The following is a 15943-nucleotide window of genomic DNA, read 5'->3' as shown; positions in this document are numbered from 1 at the left end:
TTGGGACTAGATTACTTCCTTGAGATCGCCCTTTGAGGAGATCAAAAAGGCCTTAGCAGGCTTATCTGGACGTATTCTGGCCAGCTCTTGTTTGTAGTTATTGAGTTGCGCACGGTATTTACTGTTGGCTTCGCTACCCTCTTCAGGAATGGTGAGCTTGTAATCGAGAATAGCCAAGTGATCATCAAACTCTACTAAGCGATCCAAGCGGAAGCTTCTGCCATCCAGACTCAGAACATCAATCTCATTCCAGGCCTGCACCCACTGATTTGCCGTGAGGTACTGCTGGAGCTCTTGAGTATTCAGAACGGTGGTCGCCTGATCTAGCGCTTTGCTTGCTAACTCATTGCTAATACCAAGCCAAAGAGCTATTTGATCTGCGCTCATAGATTCAGGGCTTGTTGTACCAGTTTGATGGGTGAGATGCTCGAGCAAACGATGAAAGTGCACGCCCTCTTCCAATATTTTGGAGTTATCTGGTGCGCCGTGATCATCTTGGAAGACTTCAAGTGTCACACCACTTTCGATATCTTTGAGCAGCTGCTCATAACTCGCTTTAGCGGCACCCCAGGAAACCTCAAAGTCATCCATCATGAAATTGCTTGAATTAACTGTCTTCTGCCCTGTTGGAATTGGGGCTTGGTTTTTTAGTGGTGCGGGTTGATCTTCAAGAATGTTTAATTGACCTAGCATCGCTCTGCCATACCAAGACTTCTCATCTAGACCAATAGGATTTTTTGCGGTGGGTGCTTTTGCCACACCACTAATCCAAAGCCCCTGCTTTGCTCTGGTCATTGCAACGTACAGCAGATTCCAATTCTCATTCTTAGCTATGAGCAATTCCCGTTCACGCACTTCGCTACGAGGATTAGTTAGGGTGGCCGAGGTGTACATCGATAAATGACTAGGACTTTCGCTCTCGGGCGGCCAGTCCAATAAGACGCCGCGATGATCCGCCTTGCCTTCAGTATGGTTAGCGTCCAGCATGATGACAAATGGTGACTCCAGGCCCTTTGCCCCATGAATCGTCATCATGCGAACACGCTTGTTTTTATCTTCCTCAGATAACTCGCTCTCTTCATCGAGCTCAACAAGATCTGCTTCCGCCTCAACATCACCCTCATCTGGAGTTTCATCATCATCGCCTCGGCGGATGGTGTTGATCTCCTCAATAAAGCGACCCAAGCTTGGGTAACGGCCACCATCCTGATTGAGCGCTAACTCGAGGAAGGCATCGAGGTTTGCTAAGACTTGTGCGCGGGCAATCTCTTGAGCGGCGCTTGCGTACTTAACGCGCAAATCACTTTCTTGGTAAATGCGATCGAGCAAGTCATGTACTGGCAGGCGCTCGCCTAGCATGCGCCAATGCTCTAAATAGCGTGCCGCCTGCATCAAGCCCGCATCCGGACTATCTTGCAAAGCATCCCACCAAGAGCGATATTGATTCGATGCCATTGACTTGCTGAGGGTCTGCATTTGGCTTTCGGTAAACGCAAAGATGGGGCTTCTTAACACCTGTGCGAGTGGCAAATCGTGGCGCGGTGTTACCAAGATAGTCAAAAGGGCAATGAGATCGTCAACCTCTAGAGTATTGAGTAATCCACCCAGTCTTGAGCTCTCGAATGCTAAACCTGCCTCACGCAGAGCACGCTCAAATTGCGGAAGATACTTGCGGCGTTTAACCAATAACAAGAAATCACTCTCTCTAGCCTTACGCCAGACTTCTTTACCATTGACGCGATCAACTACAGGGCGCGTATCAATGAGGTTCTGTATCAATGCGCTGATCTGCTGACCCTCAACGTAGCGCTGAGTGACATCGGCAGTTTGTCGCGCATCCACAATCGCCTCTTCAAAGGCGTTGCCGGCTCTTTGCTCCAACTCTTCGGCTTCGTATTTCACGAGAGGCAATAAATAGGCTTCACCCTCGTTTGTATATGGTGCATCTGCAGCGTTTTCTACTGGTGCTTTCCATAAAGTGTTTTGCGCGGTAAATGGATATGACTCTGGCAATTGCTCGGTGCCAAAGATTTGATTCACAGCTTCGTTAATTTTTGGCGCATTACGGCGGGTGGTGTTCTGATTTAATGCGGCCGCGTTCATTTCCTTTACCAAGAAAACCTGCGCATCATTAAACAATCTCGGATCTGCGCGACGGAATCGGTAAATCGATTGCTTCGGATCCCCTACGATAAAGACGGTAGGCTTAGACTCATCCTGACCATAACCCTCTAACCATGCCCGCAGAATCTGCCACTGCAAAGGATTGGTGTCCTGGAACTCATCCACCAAAATATGTTTGTACTTCGCGTCTAGCCTCGACTGCAAGTAGGCTGCATTAGCAGCGTCCGCCATTAACTGACTGACACCAATCTCTAGGTCATCAAAGTCCCGCACGCGCATAGATTCTTTAGTCGTATTCACGTGATCCAACATTGCGGTACTCATTGCAAACCATGCTTCATTCAGAGCATAGGCTTCTTGCTCCTTTTTCCAAGCAACAAATTCCAGGAAAGCTGTTGCCCAAGCTTGCTTATAAGTGACATGCTCTAGTTCGCGATCTTGCTCACCCTCTTTTTTGAGATATTTCTTGAGATCACCGGCAACTTTGTCATTCGAGGTGCGATTGGTGTCGTCTTGAGTCAAAAATACGGACTGCAATATTGATGCAATTTCCATCACATCCCCACCGCTAGCCTTGAGATTGATGGCGATTTGAATAATCGGCGCATAGGCCATTTCAGTAGCGCTGCTATTACTAAAGCAGCGATGTAAAAACTCTAAGTCTGCTTTGACGTTGATGGCGTTCCAAATATTATTGAGAGGATTGTCAATCTTCAGTCTGGGCAAATCCGCTTTGAGTTTCTCAATAGGGGTAGTGCCATGCGCTTTACAAGCTTGCGAGAAGAATGTCCAAGCCCCTCTTTGCTTAAAGAGGCTGTAATTGCTCATCAGGAACTTCTGAGTTTCACTTGCGCCAAGCGCCCTTAATAAGGTGTCGTAATGCGCTTGAATGCCTTCGGGTAAATTACCCCACCAATCATCTAGACACTCATCTTGCAAACGCTTTGCATCTTCCCGCAAGCTAAAGCCCGGCTGTATGCCAGTTGAGATTGGCGATGCACCTAAGAGCCTGCCAAACCAACCATGAAAGGTATCAATCACAATGCCTTGGGGGCTTGCCAGAACCTTGGCATAGAGGGATTTAGCGGTAGGTAGCAATGCCTTTGCCGCATCAGCACTCAGGCCGCGCTCAGTTAAATGCCCAGTCAGTTGCTCATCACTCGATTGAGAAAATTCCTCTAAAAGGCGATAAAGGCGATCACGCATCTCTTGCGCAGCTTTACGAGTAAAAGTGAGCGCGAGGATTTCTTGAGGTTTTGCCCCTGCTAACAGCAAGCGGACCATGCGAGTAACTAACAGCCAAGTCTTGCCACTGCCTGCGCAAGCAGACACGATCACTGAGCGATTGGGATCGCAAGCAATATCGACTGGGAACGTAGATTTACTCACCACATCCCCTTTCTGCAAATACCCCTAGCTTCGCAATACTGGCAAACGCTATCCGGTGCGAATGCTTTAAGCGGCTTTCCGGACCAGAGTGATTGAACATCCTCGGTGATTTGTTCAGAAAATTCTTGCATGAGTTCTGGCATTTCTGAAATGACTACAGAACGCTCAGCTTCATCCCCACCTTTTTTTACGTCAGCCTTTAAAGCTACCCACTCGGCTGCATTGACTGCGCGCCCAGGGATTTTTTTACTCTCATTAGAAGCTCTGGCATAGATTAATAGCTGCGGATCATCCAGAACTACCTCGGATCGCCACTCAACTTTAGTGAGACTCTGGTTCTTATAGTCAATCACTGATGCAGCCTTAGGATCATGAATGCTCACATCAAAGCGATCCGCAAAACCCTCAATACGAATATGACGCTCACTTCCATCTACATCAGTGAATGGCAGATCAAAGCCGACCTTCACTTCAGCATCGTAGAACTGCCAACCTTGAGCCTCACGATCTAACTGCCACTGAATAAAACTCGGGATTTGCTTTTGCCAATCCCTCAAGACACCTAAGACTCTAGCGTCACCTTCAATTAAGCGCTTGAAGACCTGCTCGGAAATCAGTGTTAACTGATCTTGCATCCAAGCTCGGCGCAGTTCTGGATCGGCTGTGATTGGTGAGGCGGATTTTTGCGCCTCGCTTTTCATAGCGTGATAGAAATTACGCAAGATTTTATGGAGCGTTTGTCCAGCTAGCGAGGCATCAAAGCCTTCTTCAAAGCCTTTGAGTTTACGTAGACCCAACAGACTGCGAACGTAATATCTATATGGACAGTCACGTAATGCTTTGTAAGCACTCGGACTCATCGAGACTGGCATTGGCAGATCTGAATCTAATCTTGCGATCGCCATTTGTGATGGAGCTGAAGTTGCACTGCGAGGTGCAAATAATGCACTGGCATTTTGCGCCTGCCAATTCGGTAAATCTATTTGGAGCCTCTGAATCCATGCCGAAGGCCTCAGCGGCTCCCCACTCTTGCTCTTGCTTTGCCAAAGTAGATCAACGCTGGGGAACGAGATGAGCAGTTGAGAGAGATCTCGCGCCTGCTGAATAAACTGCGCCTCAATACTGGATCCACCCAAGAGTCGATTTAAAGCATCCGAGAAAAATAATGGCGGCTCAGAAAATGCAGGTAGTTGCTGTTCATCACAACCCACCATAACTACAGATTCAAATTCTCTAAAGCGGGTAGAACTCAACGGTAGGATGCTCAGGCTGGCTGCAGCGCTAACACCCTTCTCTTCATACGACGATTCTTCAATGACTGTTTTTAATAAGCTGAGCCATTCATTAAGGCGCATCGCAATTTGCTGATGCTCGACATCAAAATCAAATGTTTCCAAGAGCTCAAGCAATTGTTTGCCAGCAGAATCTTTTTCTAAGCCCTGAGTCATTCCCATTTGAATCAGGTCATCCATCAGATATTGATGGGCTAGAGCGCAATTGATTTTGACTCCACGCCAACGATTGAGGCGACCACGAATGGATTGCAGTAACTCTAGTAAAAGCGGATTAGGTGCAGCAGAGCCATGTGCGACCGATCCCTCGATCGCCATATGAAAAGTTTCCCAGCCAGATTTAGCCTGGCTAGCAATCAAAATATCTTCGAGCTGCGCCACCAATCCATTTAAAGATTCTGCGTCACGCGTACTGTTGGAGTTAAGACACTTTCCAAGATCTAAGAATGGATTTTGCAAAAACTCCAATAGATCAGCTGCACTCGGACCCTCAGATGGTGCGCGCAATAACTCGAGCCAACTATTGAGCGCTGCAGCTGCTCTGGTGGTGGATAACTTCCAGCCCGTTTCATCTTGAATCTTGAGAGATGGGCCTAGACGTGCCAGCAATGCACGCGCCCTTCTGGCCACGAGACGATCTTGCGCTACCAGGGCGATATTGGTTTTGCCATCTATTAACTGCTGCTCAATGGTTTTAGCTGTTGCCCATGCCAACTCTTCAAATCGCTTAGCGGCAATCAGATTCCAATGCCCTGGATTGGCATTACTGATATTGGCTTGGATGGTTTGTAGCTTTTGCTCTTCAGGAATCTGGGGACTTAATGCCTCTGCCCAGAGTGCTACTGACTCCCAGTTCATCGTCACTTCAACTGCTGGTGCGAACTGTGCATAGTCCGCTAAATATCCCTGAATAAGCTGCTTATCAATCGGAGTGGGGTCTGCAGTCTCCACCCAAATCAAAGGTCTTGTATGTAAAGGTTTTGTACTTACTTTTGAAATTTTCTTAGCAGCCTCAAGATGGGCTGCCATAGCAAATTGCTTTCTAAATGCGGGATCACTTGGGCTGGTGATGTATCTCCAAAATGTCAGCAGCACTTGCGCTTCTTGATCCACTACTTTTCTTGCAAGTGCTGGATATGCCTGCCCAATGGTGCGATCCAATAATGGTTCAAGAGTCTCAATCCAAGATTGCGTATTTTGAGCAATAAGCTCTTCTTGATTTGAGATTAATCGATGTAGCTCTTTTTGAAGGCTGGGCGCTATAGAGTTCGATAAGGTATCGCAGGCTGCGATGATGGCCTGCGCCAATCCCCACGAACCTGCCTCGGTTTCTGCTTTGAACCAGGATTGCAACTGCTTATGTTTGCGCAGTGTCGCGTAAACAGATAACCAACGCTCTAGATCGGTTTGCTTTTTGGGGAACTTCCAGGCGCCTGGCGCTGCTTCAAGCCAGTCGTTAAAACTCATGACTTGCGGCAGGAAGGCAATATGACTTGGTAGATCTTTAGGTCGATACTTTTCTAGGGCAGCTCTCACCCCCAATAATGGGCCTGCGGTACTTAGCACCACTAAGGGGCGCTGATTTGTTTGCATTGCACAATTCCAGATACCCTCGGCGAGCGACTTCAGAGCACTGGCATTGGGCGCTATTGCCCAAGCATATGGCTGTTTTTGCTCATTTAGGGTTGGAAATGGATGCGGCATTGAGGGTGGTTCTGGGGCTGGTTTTTTAGAATTTAGGCAGAAAGTGTGGCTTATTGCTAATATAAGCGTTGTAGTGCAATAACTATATAAAACTAAATAAGACTAATTAAGGAATTTTCATGAGTGCCGGCATCAAATATGTAACTGACGCTTCTTTCGAGCAAGACGTTCTCAAGTCCGATAAACCTGTTCTCCTCGACTTCTGGGCTGAGTGGTGTGGTCCTTGCAAGATGATCGGCCCTATCCTTGAAGAGCTGGCTGGTGAATACGGCGACAAGATCCAAATCGCTAAGATGAACGTGGATGAGAACCAAGGCGTTCCTGCCCAGTTCAATATTCGTGGCATCCCTACATTGATCCTCTTTAAGAACGGCACTGTTGCTGCTCAAAAAGTAGGCGCTTTGGCCAAATCCCAGTTGACTGCGTTTATTGATAGTCATCTGTAAATAGTCCTTGATCACAGGTTCACTGGGTGAGCCTGTGGTTTTCAGCGGTTTTTAGTGTAGTATCTATTTCAACGCACTTTCAGTGCCCCGATTTTCGGCAATATTCCCAGCAATTTTCCCTCCCCCTCTTTTTTAGCAAACTCCCCAAAATTCTGTTTTTCCAATCTGTCTGATGTCCATCTAGACAGCGATACCCCAAAACACATCTACATCCTTATTTACACCCGAGAACCACATGCAATTATCTGAACTCAAAGTACTCCACGTATCCGCTCTGCTTGAAATGGCAGCCAGCCTGGAGATTGAAAATACACAACGTATGCGCAAACAAGAGTTGATGTTTGCCATCCTCAAGAAGCGCGCTAAAGAAGGTGAATCTGTTTTCGGTGACGGTACTTTGGAAGTGCTGCCTGATGGCTTTGGTTTCTTACGCTCCCCAGATGCCTCTTACATGGCTTCTCCGGACGATATCTATATCTCCCCTGCACAGATCCGCCGCTTCAACCTGCACACTGGTGACAGCGTTGAAGGCGAGGTTCGCACCCCTAAAGATGGCGAGCGCTACTTTGCATTGGTGAAAGTAGACAAGATCAACGGTTTGGCTCCTGAAGCCTTGAAGAACCGCATCATGTTCGAGAACTTAACGCCTTTGCACCCAAATCGCGTTGTTCAATTAGAGCGTGACATCAAAGCCGAAGAGAATTTAACTGGCCGCATCATCGACATGATCTCCCCGATTGGCTATGGCCAGCGTGGCTTGATCGTGTCTTCACCTAAATCCGGTAAGACCGTGATGATGCAGCACATTGCTCATGCGATTTCTGCAAACAATCCAGATGCGATCTTGATCGTGCTGTTGGTTGATGAGCGTCCTGAAGAAGTTACTGAAATGCAGCGCTCTGTTCGCGGCGAAGTCGTTGCCTCTACATTTGATGAGCCAGCCGTGCGTCACGTGCAAGTTGCCGAGATGGTGATTGAAAAGGCCAAGCGTTTAGTTGAGATGAAAAAAGACGTCATCATCTTGCTTGACTCGATTACCCGTCTTGCTCGTGCCTACAACACTGTTATCCCTTCATCTGGAAAAGTACTCTCTGGTGGTGTGGATGCAAACGCATTGCAACGTCCAAAGCGCTTCTTCGGCGCTGCACGTAACGTTGAAGAAGGTGGCTCGCTCACCATCATCGCTACTGCCTTGATTGAAACTGGTAGCCGCATGGATGACCTCATCTACGAAGAGTTCAAAGGTACCGGCAACATGGAAGTTCACCTTGAGCGTCGTTTGGCTGAGCGTCGTGTTTACCCATCGATTAACCTCAACAAGTCTGGCACCCGCCGTGAAGAGTTGCTGGTTAAAGCTGAAAACCTCCAGAAAATCTGGGTTTTACGTAAATTATTGGCCGATATGGACGATATTGAGGCGATGAACTTTATCGTTGATAAGCTCAAATCCACCAAAAATAACGGTGAATTCTTCGATTTAATGCGTAAGGGTGGCTAATTTAGACTCAGAGAGACGGTAAAAGTGCGCTTTGTTGTTGATTTCATGGCATAATTTCGCCTTTACCGCTTTAATAATTTGCATTTAACTTGGGTAAGTATTTGGGTCTTTGGACTTAAACGGCTGCCTGCTAATAGGACTTAATAATGAAACCTGGCATTCACCCCGAATATCGTGAAATCGTCTTTGTAGACGTTTCTAACAACTTCAGCTTCAAGACTCGCTCCACTATGTCTACTAAAGAGACAATCAAGTGGGAAGATGGCAATGAATATCCATTGGCCAAGATCGAGACTTCATCTGAGTCACACCCTTTCTACACTGGTACCCAGAAGATTATGGATACTGCCGGTCGTGTTGAGAAATTCCGTCAGAAGTTCGGTACTAAAGCTGTTGCTAAAGCAACTGGCGATGGCGCTGCTAAAACAGCTGAGAAAAAAGCTGCTGCTGCAGAAGCTAAAGCTGCTGAAAAGCCAGCTAAGAAGAAGTAATAGGCTTAATCTACAAAGGGGCTGGGGTTTGGATATTCACTATTCACCCTCCCCTGCGAGATAATCAAGGCAGCGTTTGCTGCCTTTTTTATTGCTAGTTTTTTATGGTCAAACTCACCGCCGCCGCCACCACTTCCATCCCACGCATCATTATTTTTGCGTTGACTTTGGTCTATGGTTTTGCCGGCCTCTTTGCGCGTGACCCCTGGAAGAATGAAGATGCCATCGGATTTGGTGGCATGTGGACTTTGCAACATGGCAAAGCACTCGACTGGATCGTTCCGCATCTATCTGGGCGCGATATCTCGCTTGGCGCACCCTTTCCTTACTGGTTAGGCGCCACCCTCATGGATCTATTTGGTCCATTGATTGGTATGGCAAATGCTGCGCGCCTTTATGCCGCAGTTTGCTTCTTCGCTTCTGCATTAGCCATTTGGTACGCAACTTATCTATTAGGTCGTCGTCAAGAAGTTCAACCGATGGTCTTAGCAGTTGGTGGTCAGCCTGGCCGTAAAAACTATGGCATGACTTTAGCTGATGGTGCGCTATTGATTTTCTTAGCATGCGTCGGTCTTGCACAGCGCGCTCATGAGACTACGCCAATGATGGCCCAACTGATGGGCATCAGCATTGTTTTGTACGGCACAGTGCGCGGCCTAGATAAACCATGGCAAGGTGGCTTATGGACTGGTCTGGGCATTGCGATCGTTGCGCTTTCGAGCAATCTCACACTCAGCCTCATCATCGTCAGCTCCACCATCATTGCAGTCATTGCTAGCAATGCAAAGTTACGCTTTCGCTGGACTTTAACCAGCACGGTTTTAGGTCTCATTGGTTTTGCGATTTGGCCAGCGCTTTGGTATTTCGGCGGCCTCACTCCAGAGTGGCGTCATATCGCTGAAGAAGGCTGGCGCAATATGCCAGAGATGCGCGCAACGCCTTCCATTGAATCTCTCGGATTTTTAAGTGTCAACTTCTGGGCTTATGCCTGGCCAGTTTGGCCATTAGCCATCATCTCCCTCGCCCATTGGGGTCGAGTGAAAGAAGCGGGTCAATGGCGTGCACCCCACCTTTGCATTCCGCTCAGCTTATTTATTGGTTGCTTGATTTATGTTCTATTCAGACTAGAAGCCAATGAGCATGACCTGATCATTTTGATTCCAAGCCTGTCGATCATTGCTGCATTTAGTTTGCCGATCCTCAAACGTAGTCTCATTAGCTTCATCGATTGGTTTGCGATGTTTAGCTTCACCATGATCGCTTTGGCCATTTGGATCATTTGGTTAGCTAAAGTAAGCGGCTATCCAGAATCTACTGCTGCTAATTTGGCGAGACTCTTGCCAGGTTTTCAGGCACAGTTTGACTACATTGGTTTTGTTGTTGCCCTCATCATTACTGGCATCTGGTTGGCCATCGTACGCTGGAGAACTTCACGCGCTCCAAAAGAAATCTGGCGTTGCCTCATCATCTCCGCCTCTGGTACTACCTTGATGTGGGTCTTATTAATGACGCTTTGGTTGCCAACGATTAATTACGCTAAGACCTATCGCTATGTGTCCGATCGTCTGGTGCAAATTATTGCCAACACGCCAGGATGCATTGATACCAGCAATCTGGGTTCTGCACAGTTAGCCTCATTTAGCTACTTCACTAAACTGCCTTTGCGTGATGATCCTAACTGCAATCTCATGCTGACTCATAGTTCTTTAGAGGCTAAGGCATACGCTAGCCTCAATAAAAAGAAAATTGAATTGCTTTGGGAAGATCGCCGAGCATCTGACCGTGATGAGCGTCTGCGCCTCTATCAAATTACCCCTGCTGGTAAAGAATAAATCGTGCTGCACTTTAAGTTATCGCGTTTGCGCGAGGATATCCCCTCCCTATTAAAACTTGCTGGACCATTGCTGATTGGCCAGCTGGCAGTGATTACCTTTGGCGTTTTAGATACCGCCATGACAGCGCGCTACTCCGCTGATGACCTAGCTGCTCTTGCAATGGCATCCGCTATCTTTATCAGCATCTACGTTGGTCTGACTGGCGTAATCTCCGCCCTCGCCCCAATCGCTGGCCAACTTTTTGGTGCGAAACGTTTTAGTGAGATTGGCGAAGAAGTGCGTCAAGCAACTTGGCTAGCGGTGGGCCTCACCTTATTGGGTGGCGCCATTCTGCTCAATGCGGATCACCTTCTGCAAATCTCTCAAGTCACGCCCGATATTGAAGGCAAAGCTAAGTTGTATCTCAATATCCTTGCTATTGGTTTACCAGCCAGTATGGCCATGCGTGTGCTCATGGCGCTACACAATGCGGTTTCAAGGCCAACAGTAATTACCGTGGTGCAGCTGATTGGTTTAGGCTTAAAGCTGCCACTCAATCTTCTATTCATTTATGGCGGCCTGGGTATTGAAGGCATGGGTGGGCCAGGTTGTGCCGTGGCCACTGTCATCATCAATTGGTTCTGGCTCATCATCACTCTGGGCTTTGTGCTCTTTGATGGTTTCTACAAGCCATTTAAGATCTTTGGGCGTTTTAGCTGGCCTGACTGGCATCGTATCTGGACTTTACTCAAATTAGGCGCACCCATTGGCTTTAGTTATTTGATTGAAGTAACCTCCTTCACCTTTATGTCGCTCTTCATTGCGCGCCTTGGCACTACCGCTTTAGCTGGTCACCAAATTGTGGCCAATATGGGGACAGTGATTTATATGGTGCCCTTATCCCTATCCATTGCAACCATGACGCTCGTCTCTCAATCGATTGGAGCCAACAAGCAAGAACGTGCTGAAGAGATTGGTTGGTCATCAGTTTTCTTCACAACCACTTTATGCATCACGATTGGTATTGCAGTGTGGATTTTCCGGGTTCAACTCCTAGATCTCTACGATCCACCCGCAGAAGTGAAAGTGTTTTCGATTCCGCTATTTTTGTTTATCGCTTTTTATCAAGTGTTTGATGCCTTGCAGATTACTGCGGCATTTATTCTGCGGGCGTACCGCATCGCCTTCTGGCCGATGGTGATTTATGCCGGCTCACTTTGGGGCGTTGGCTTAGGCGGTGGCTACTTGATGGGATTCAATGTCTTTGGCAACACGCCAGAGTTTTTACAAGGCGCTAATGGCTTTTGGGCTGGCAACAGCATGAGCCTAGGATTAGCCGCACTGCTTTTGCTCTACCTCTTTAGAAAAACAGCGGCGCGTTTTGAGAAAACGCATCCGCCGGTTGAGGTTTAGTCGGGATTCAATTCCAGCAATACGATTTACTGAATCGGCTTAAATCCATTGGGCGGCATTGATGGTTTGCCTTGTGGAATGTTGTATCCATTGTTGTTTGCGCCATTGCCGCCAAAGTTTTGAGTTGGATAACTAGGCACCTGATTACCTTTGGAATACATACACTGCTGATAGGCGATATTGTATTGCGCCTGCGCCTGATTTTGCTTACCAGAAGAGTTCATGGCACCCATAGCGGCGCCACCAAGTAAACCAATACCTGCGCCTGTGCCAATGTTCTGACTACTTCCGCCCTGAATGACTGCACCAGCTGCCGCTCCTAGAGCTGCACCAATGGCTGCACTAGTTGCACCCTCTTTGAGGGCTGCATTACTAGTGTCCTTAATCGCATTTGCAGCGAACTCACGACATTGCTGATCTTCTTGCTGAAAGACTTCAAACGGCTTACCTTCACGCGGCATGATGGCGACGGTTGGACCGGTTGGCGCAGAGACACAGGCTACTAAAGAGCTGATAAGCGCCAATGTCAGTACGGTACGTTTCATATTGATTCCTTAAGTCGGGTGAATATCTTAATTTTGGATGCGTTGTCTTGTGGGTGCGCTGCCCGATGGTGGCATTGCTGGCTGAGTCTGCCACCCAGATGCGCAACTTTGCACATATGGAAAATATTGCCCACTCGCTTCACAGTAATACCAAACTGGAGGCTGAGGTTGGGAAGCCAAAACCATGGGTTGCTGTGGTGCTGCATAAGTAACTACCGGCGGGCTTGCATAAACCACGGGTGGAGCATAGTAGCCGGCCGCATAGGGATAGCCATAGCCAGCGCCGTAATATCCACCACGCCAACCTGGACCCCAGCCACCACCCCATCCGGGACCGTAAGCTGCTGGTCGCCAACCGGCACCATAGCCACCGCCGTAACCACCCCCAACAGAGACTGCCCAACCCACATTACCCGCTTGAGCAGCTAGCGGAGCAAGGGTAAGTAGGCCTGCCGCCGCAAAGAGCGTCAGAACTGCTTTAGACACAGCTGATTTGTACTGCTTTTGGCTTGTTTTCATAGTGGACCCCATTAATTGGTCGCCTCCTACTACCTTTAACGCTTCACCCAAATCCAGGCTGACAAGATTTGGGCTTTAATTAGAATATTTATCACTTCAGTTTTTTGACTTACTGTTCTAATTTTGCGCCTGATTTGTAAATCACTCTACCCCATTTATTAGTCTCAGCCTGAATCAACTTAGAAAGCTCTTGCGGGCTTCCTGGAGCGGGATCTAAGCCGCTAGCCAGCAACTTGTTTCTGACATCAGGCTGATTGAGGGTTTGGCGCGTTAAGGCATTTAAGCGCTTTTGAACACTTAGAGGAAGATTCGCTGGCGCCATGAGCGAGAACCACGATGTTGCCTCAAATCCAGGCAAGCCTTGCTCAGCCATTGTCGGAATCTCTGGAGCTGCTGGAGAGCGTTTTAAGGTGGTTACTGCCAAAGCCTGCACCTCCCCCGCCTTAATCAAAGGGAGAGATGAAGACAGATTATCAAAGAGCATAGAAATCCGGCCACTAATGAGGTCCGGTAAAGATTGGGCTCTGCCTTTGTAAGGAATGTGGCGAATCTGTACTCCAGTCATTTCTTTAAATAGTTCGCCAGACATGTGTAAAGAAGTGCCAACACCTGAGGACCCAAAAGTAAGCTCATTGGGTTTTGCTTTAGCCAGCTCAATCAGTTCATGCAGATTAGTCACGCCTAGTTTCTTATTCACTACCAGTACATTAGGCGTGCTCGCCAAGAAGCTAATGGGCGTGAAATCATTAATCGGATGAAAGGACATCTTGTCATAGAGCGCGCCATTGATAGCATGGATACCCACTGTGCCAATGAGGAGCGTGTAGCCATCTGACTCACTCTTTGCAACAAGGTCGGCACCGATATTGCCGCCATAGCCGGGACGGTTTTCTACGAGGACTGGCACGCCTAAACTTTGTTGCCAACTCTCGGCCAGCACGCGTGCCAAGATATCAGGGGCTCCACCAGGAGTAAATGTCACCACAATCCGAATCGCTTGTTTAGGCCAGGCGGTATTGGGTTTGGCAGTTTGAGATTGAGCGGTGTTGGCCAGGCCTAAGCAAACTAGTAAAACTGCTAGACCCTTAAGCACCCTAGAGGTGATCGACTTGAGATCACTCACGTGAACTTAAAAACCAAAACGCGTGCGCAACCAGATCCATCCGTCATATTTAACGGGATCATCAGCACAAGGGCCAATGCCGCATTCCAAAAGTGTGGAAGCGAGGTTAGCAAAGACCAGAACAATAAATAGAATGATTAATGTATTGGAAAACAGTGAGCGAGAACGCACATCACGATTCGGCAGCATCAACAGAATCGCAAGGCCAGCCAATAAGCCAACGTATCCTACGTAGGCCCAAGTATAAAAATGTAACTCGAGAAACGTTTTTCCAAATCCTTTGTCACCCGGAAGAATATGCAAGAAAACTTGGCGCAAGGAAACCATCATCCCCGTTAAGCCGCCGATGATGCCCCAGCCGTAGTGAGATGAATGCGCACCACAACGAATATTGAGAACCAGTGCAAAACCGATAATCACAAAACCCATGCGCTGCATGAGGCACAGTGGGCAAGGCAACTCACCGAAATAGAATTGGTCCACAAAGGCATAAGACAACATGCCAATGATCCCAGCCAAAGCAAATTGATTGCCTAGGGCAGCTAATGAAGGAAAAGAATGTTTACTCACGTTCTTTACAAACTGATTTTGAGATGGTCCGTAGCATGAATGCGGAACCAGAACATGAGGATGCCAACAGTAATAGCAAGTGCTACGAGAGCTGCAAGGCGCTTCTCAAACCAAACTAGGACAAGGCCGATAAAGGCTGTCAGGAAAGGTAGGAACATGTACATAAATGAATTCTATCGCAGGTCGTTCTAGAAGCTAAAAACAAGCGGTTTAAAGGGTCTTTTGTATAGAATGCAGTCATGAAGACCACCCCACCCTGCATCGACTTCCAACTCGATGGGCCCATCGCCCGCATTACCTTCAATAATCCTGCGGCACGCAATGCCTTGACCTGGCCGATGTATGAGGAACTCAAACGTATTTGCGATGACTTAGCAAGTAAACCAGAAATCCGAGTGGCGATTTTTAGGGGTGCTGGTGATAAAGCCTTTGTATCCGGTAGCGACATCCAGCAATTTGTAGATCTCCAAGAGAATGAAGCATATGAAGTTGCAGTGGATGCGATTTTTCACTCTTTGCAACATCTGCCTATTCCAACCATTGCGCTGATTGAAGGATTGGCTGTTGGCAGTGGCTTACTCATTGCCACCGCATGCGATTTCAGAATATCGACTGATGATGCGCGCTTTGGTATTCCGGTAGCAAAGACTTTGGGCAATTGTCTATCACCAAGCAATCTGTCATGGATAGCAAACCATTTAGGTGTACCGATGGTGAAACGGATGTTGCTCACTGCGGAGCTGATCAAGGCACCTGAATTACTGAATTCAGGCTACCTGTATCAAACTACTACTCCTGAGGGTATTGCGGAAGCAACGGAATCCTTGGCAGTCAAATTAGCATCACTTGCCCCGATTACTCAGAAGGCAAGTAAAGTGACTTTAGCTCGTTTAATGGAAAGTAATTTACCGGATTGCACTGAACTCATGAGAGAGACTTACAACAGCGTCGACTTCAAAGAAGGGGTTAATGCCTTCCTTGAAGGACGCTCGCCAAAGTGGATTGGCAAGTAGTT

At 47.8% G+C, this 15943-nt stretch carries 13 protein-coding genes; 6 read left to right on the top strand and 7 right to left on the bottom strand.

Annotation, left to right across the window (positions count from 1 at the left end):
- Positions 1-6: 6 nt before the first annotated feature.
- Entirely contained in the window at positions 7-3513 is a 3507-nt protein-coding gene (locus tag ICN11_RS08175; RefSeq protein WP_370623617.1) for a UvrD-helicase domain-containing protein, read from the bottom strand.
- Entirely contained in the window at positions 3510-6398 is a 2889-nt protein-coding gene (locus ICN11_RS08170) for a PD-(D/E)XK nuclease family protein (RefSeq protein WP_255539918.1), read from the bottom strand. Before ICN11_RS08170 ends, ICN11_RS08175 begins: the two co-directional genes overlap by 4 nt.
- 230 nt (positions 6399-6628) lie before the next feature.
- Here ICN11_RS08170 and trxA point away from each other — a divergent pair, with 230 nt between their 5' ends.
- The 5 genes from trxA (at position 6629) to ICN11_RS08145 (ending at position 12171) form a co-directional block, all read left to right on the top strand.
- Positions 6629-6955: a thioredoxin TrxA gene (gene trxA, locus ICN11_RS08165; RefSeq protein WP_062309025.1), complete on the top strand. Its 327-nt coding sequence runs from the start codon at positions 6629-6631 to the stop codon at positions 6953-6955.
- 235 nt (positions 6956-7190) lie between these two features.
- A complete protein-coding gene (gene rho, locus ICN11_RS08160; protein ID WP_216229940.1) occupies positions 7191-8453 on the top strand; it encodes a transcription termination factor Rho in 1263 nt (420 codons plus the stop codon).
- A gap of 146 nt (positions 8454-8599) precedes the next feature.
- Complete coding sequence (locus ICN11_RS08155) at positions 8600-8944, top strand: type B 50S ribosomal protein L31 (RefSeq protein ID WP_015421284.1); 345 nt, start codon at positions 8600-8602, stop codon at positions 8942-8944.
- A gap of 104 nt (positions 8945-9048) precedes the next feature.
- Positions 9049-10776 (top strand): glycosyltransferase family 39 protein, encoded by a 1728-nt coding sequence (locus ICN11_RS08150; RefSeq protein WP_216229939.1) that lies wholly within the window; start codon positions 9049-9051, stop codon positions 10774-10776.
- A 3-nt stretch (positions 10777-10779) separates the two neighbouring features.
- The gene (locus ICN11_RS08145; RefSeq protein ID WP_216229938.1) at positions 10780-12171 is read left to right on the top strand and encodes an MATE family efflux transporter; all 1392 of its coding nucleotides are present in this window, start codon (positions 10780-10782) and stop codon (positions 12169-12171) included.
- Between the two features lie 26 nt (positions 12172-12197).
- Here the strand turns inward: ICN11_RS08145 and ICN11_RS08140 are convergent, their stop codons facing one another.
- From ICN11_RS08140 to ICN11_RS08120, 5 genes are all read right to left on the bottom strand, one after another.
- Positions 12198-12716, bottom strand: coding sequence for a hypothetical protein (locus ICN11_RS08140; RefSeq protein ID WP_216229937.1), 519 nt, complete (start codon positions 12714-12716; stop codon positions 12198-12200).
- 27 nt (positions 12717-12743) lie between these two features.
- Positions 12744-13235, bottom strand: a complete 492-nt coding sequence (locus tag ICN11_RS08135; RefSeq protein WP_216229936.1) for a hypothetical protein — start codon at positions 13233-13235, stop codon at positions 12744-12746.
- A 109-nt stretch (positions 13236-13344) separates the two neighbouring features.
- Positions 13345-14358 (bottom strand): Bug family tripartite tricarboxylate transporter substrate binding protein, encoded by a 1014-nt coding sequence (locus tag ICN11_RS08130; RefSeq protein ID WP_370623616.1) that lies wholly within the window; start codon positions 14356-14358, stop codon positions 13345-13347.
- Positions 14359-14364: 6 nt separating this feature from the next.
- A complete protein-coding gene (locus ICN11_RS08125; protein ID WP_216229935.1) occupies positions 14365-14928 on the bottom strand; it encodes a disulfide bond formation protein B in 564 nt (187 codons plus the stop codon).
- Between the two features lie 5 nt (positions 14929-14933).
- A complete protein-coding gene (locus tag ICN11_RS08120; RefSeq protein WP_216229934.1) occupies positions 14934-15086 on the bottom strand; it encodes a DUF5993 family protein in 153 nt (50 codons plus the stop codon).
- Between the two features lie 81 nt (positions 15087-15167).
- Between ICN11_RS08120 and ICN11_RS08115 the strand changes: the two genes are divergently transcribed.
- Positions 15168-15941 (top strand): enoyl-CoA hydratase/isomerase family protein, encoded by a 774-nt coding sequence (locus ICN11_RS08115; protein ID WP_216229933.1) that lies wholly within the window; start codon positions 15168-15170, stop codon positions 15939-15941.
- Positions 15942-15943: the final 2 nt, after the last annotated feature.

It is taken from the genome of Polynucleobacter sp. 78F-HAINBA (assembly GCF_018882325.1).
Classification (GTDB): Bacteria; Pseudomonadota; Gammaproteobacteria; order Burkholderiales; family Burkholderiaceae; genus Polynucleobacter.
Note: the sequence above shows the minus strand (reverse complement) of the source record. Positions and strands in the feature narration are given on the sequence as shown.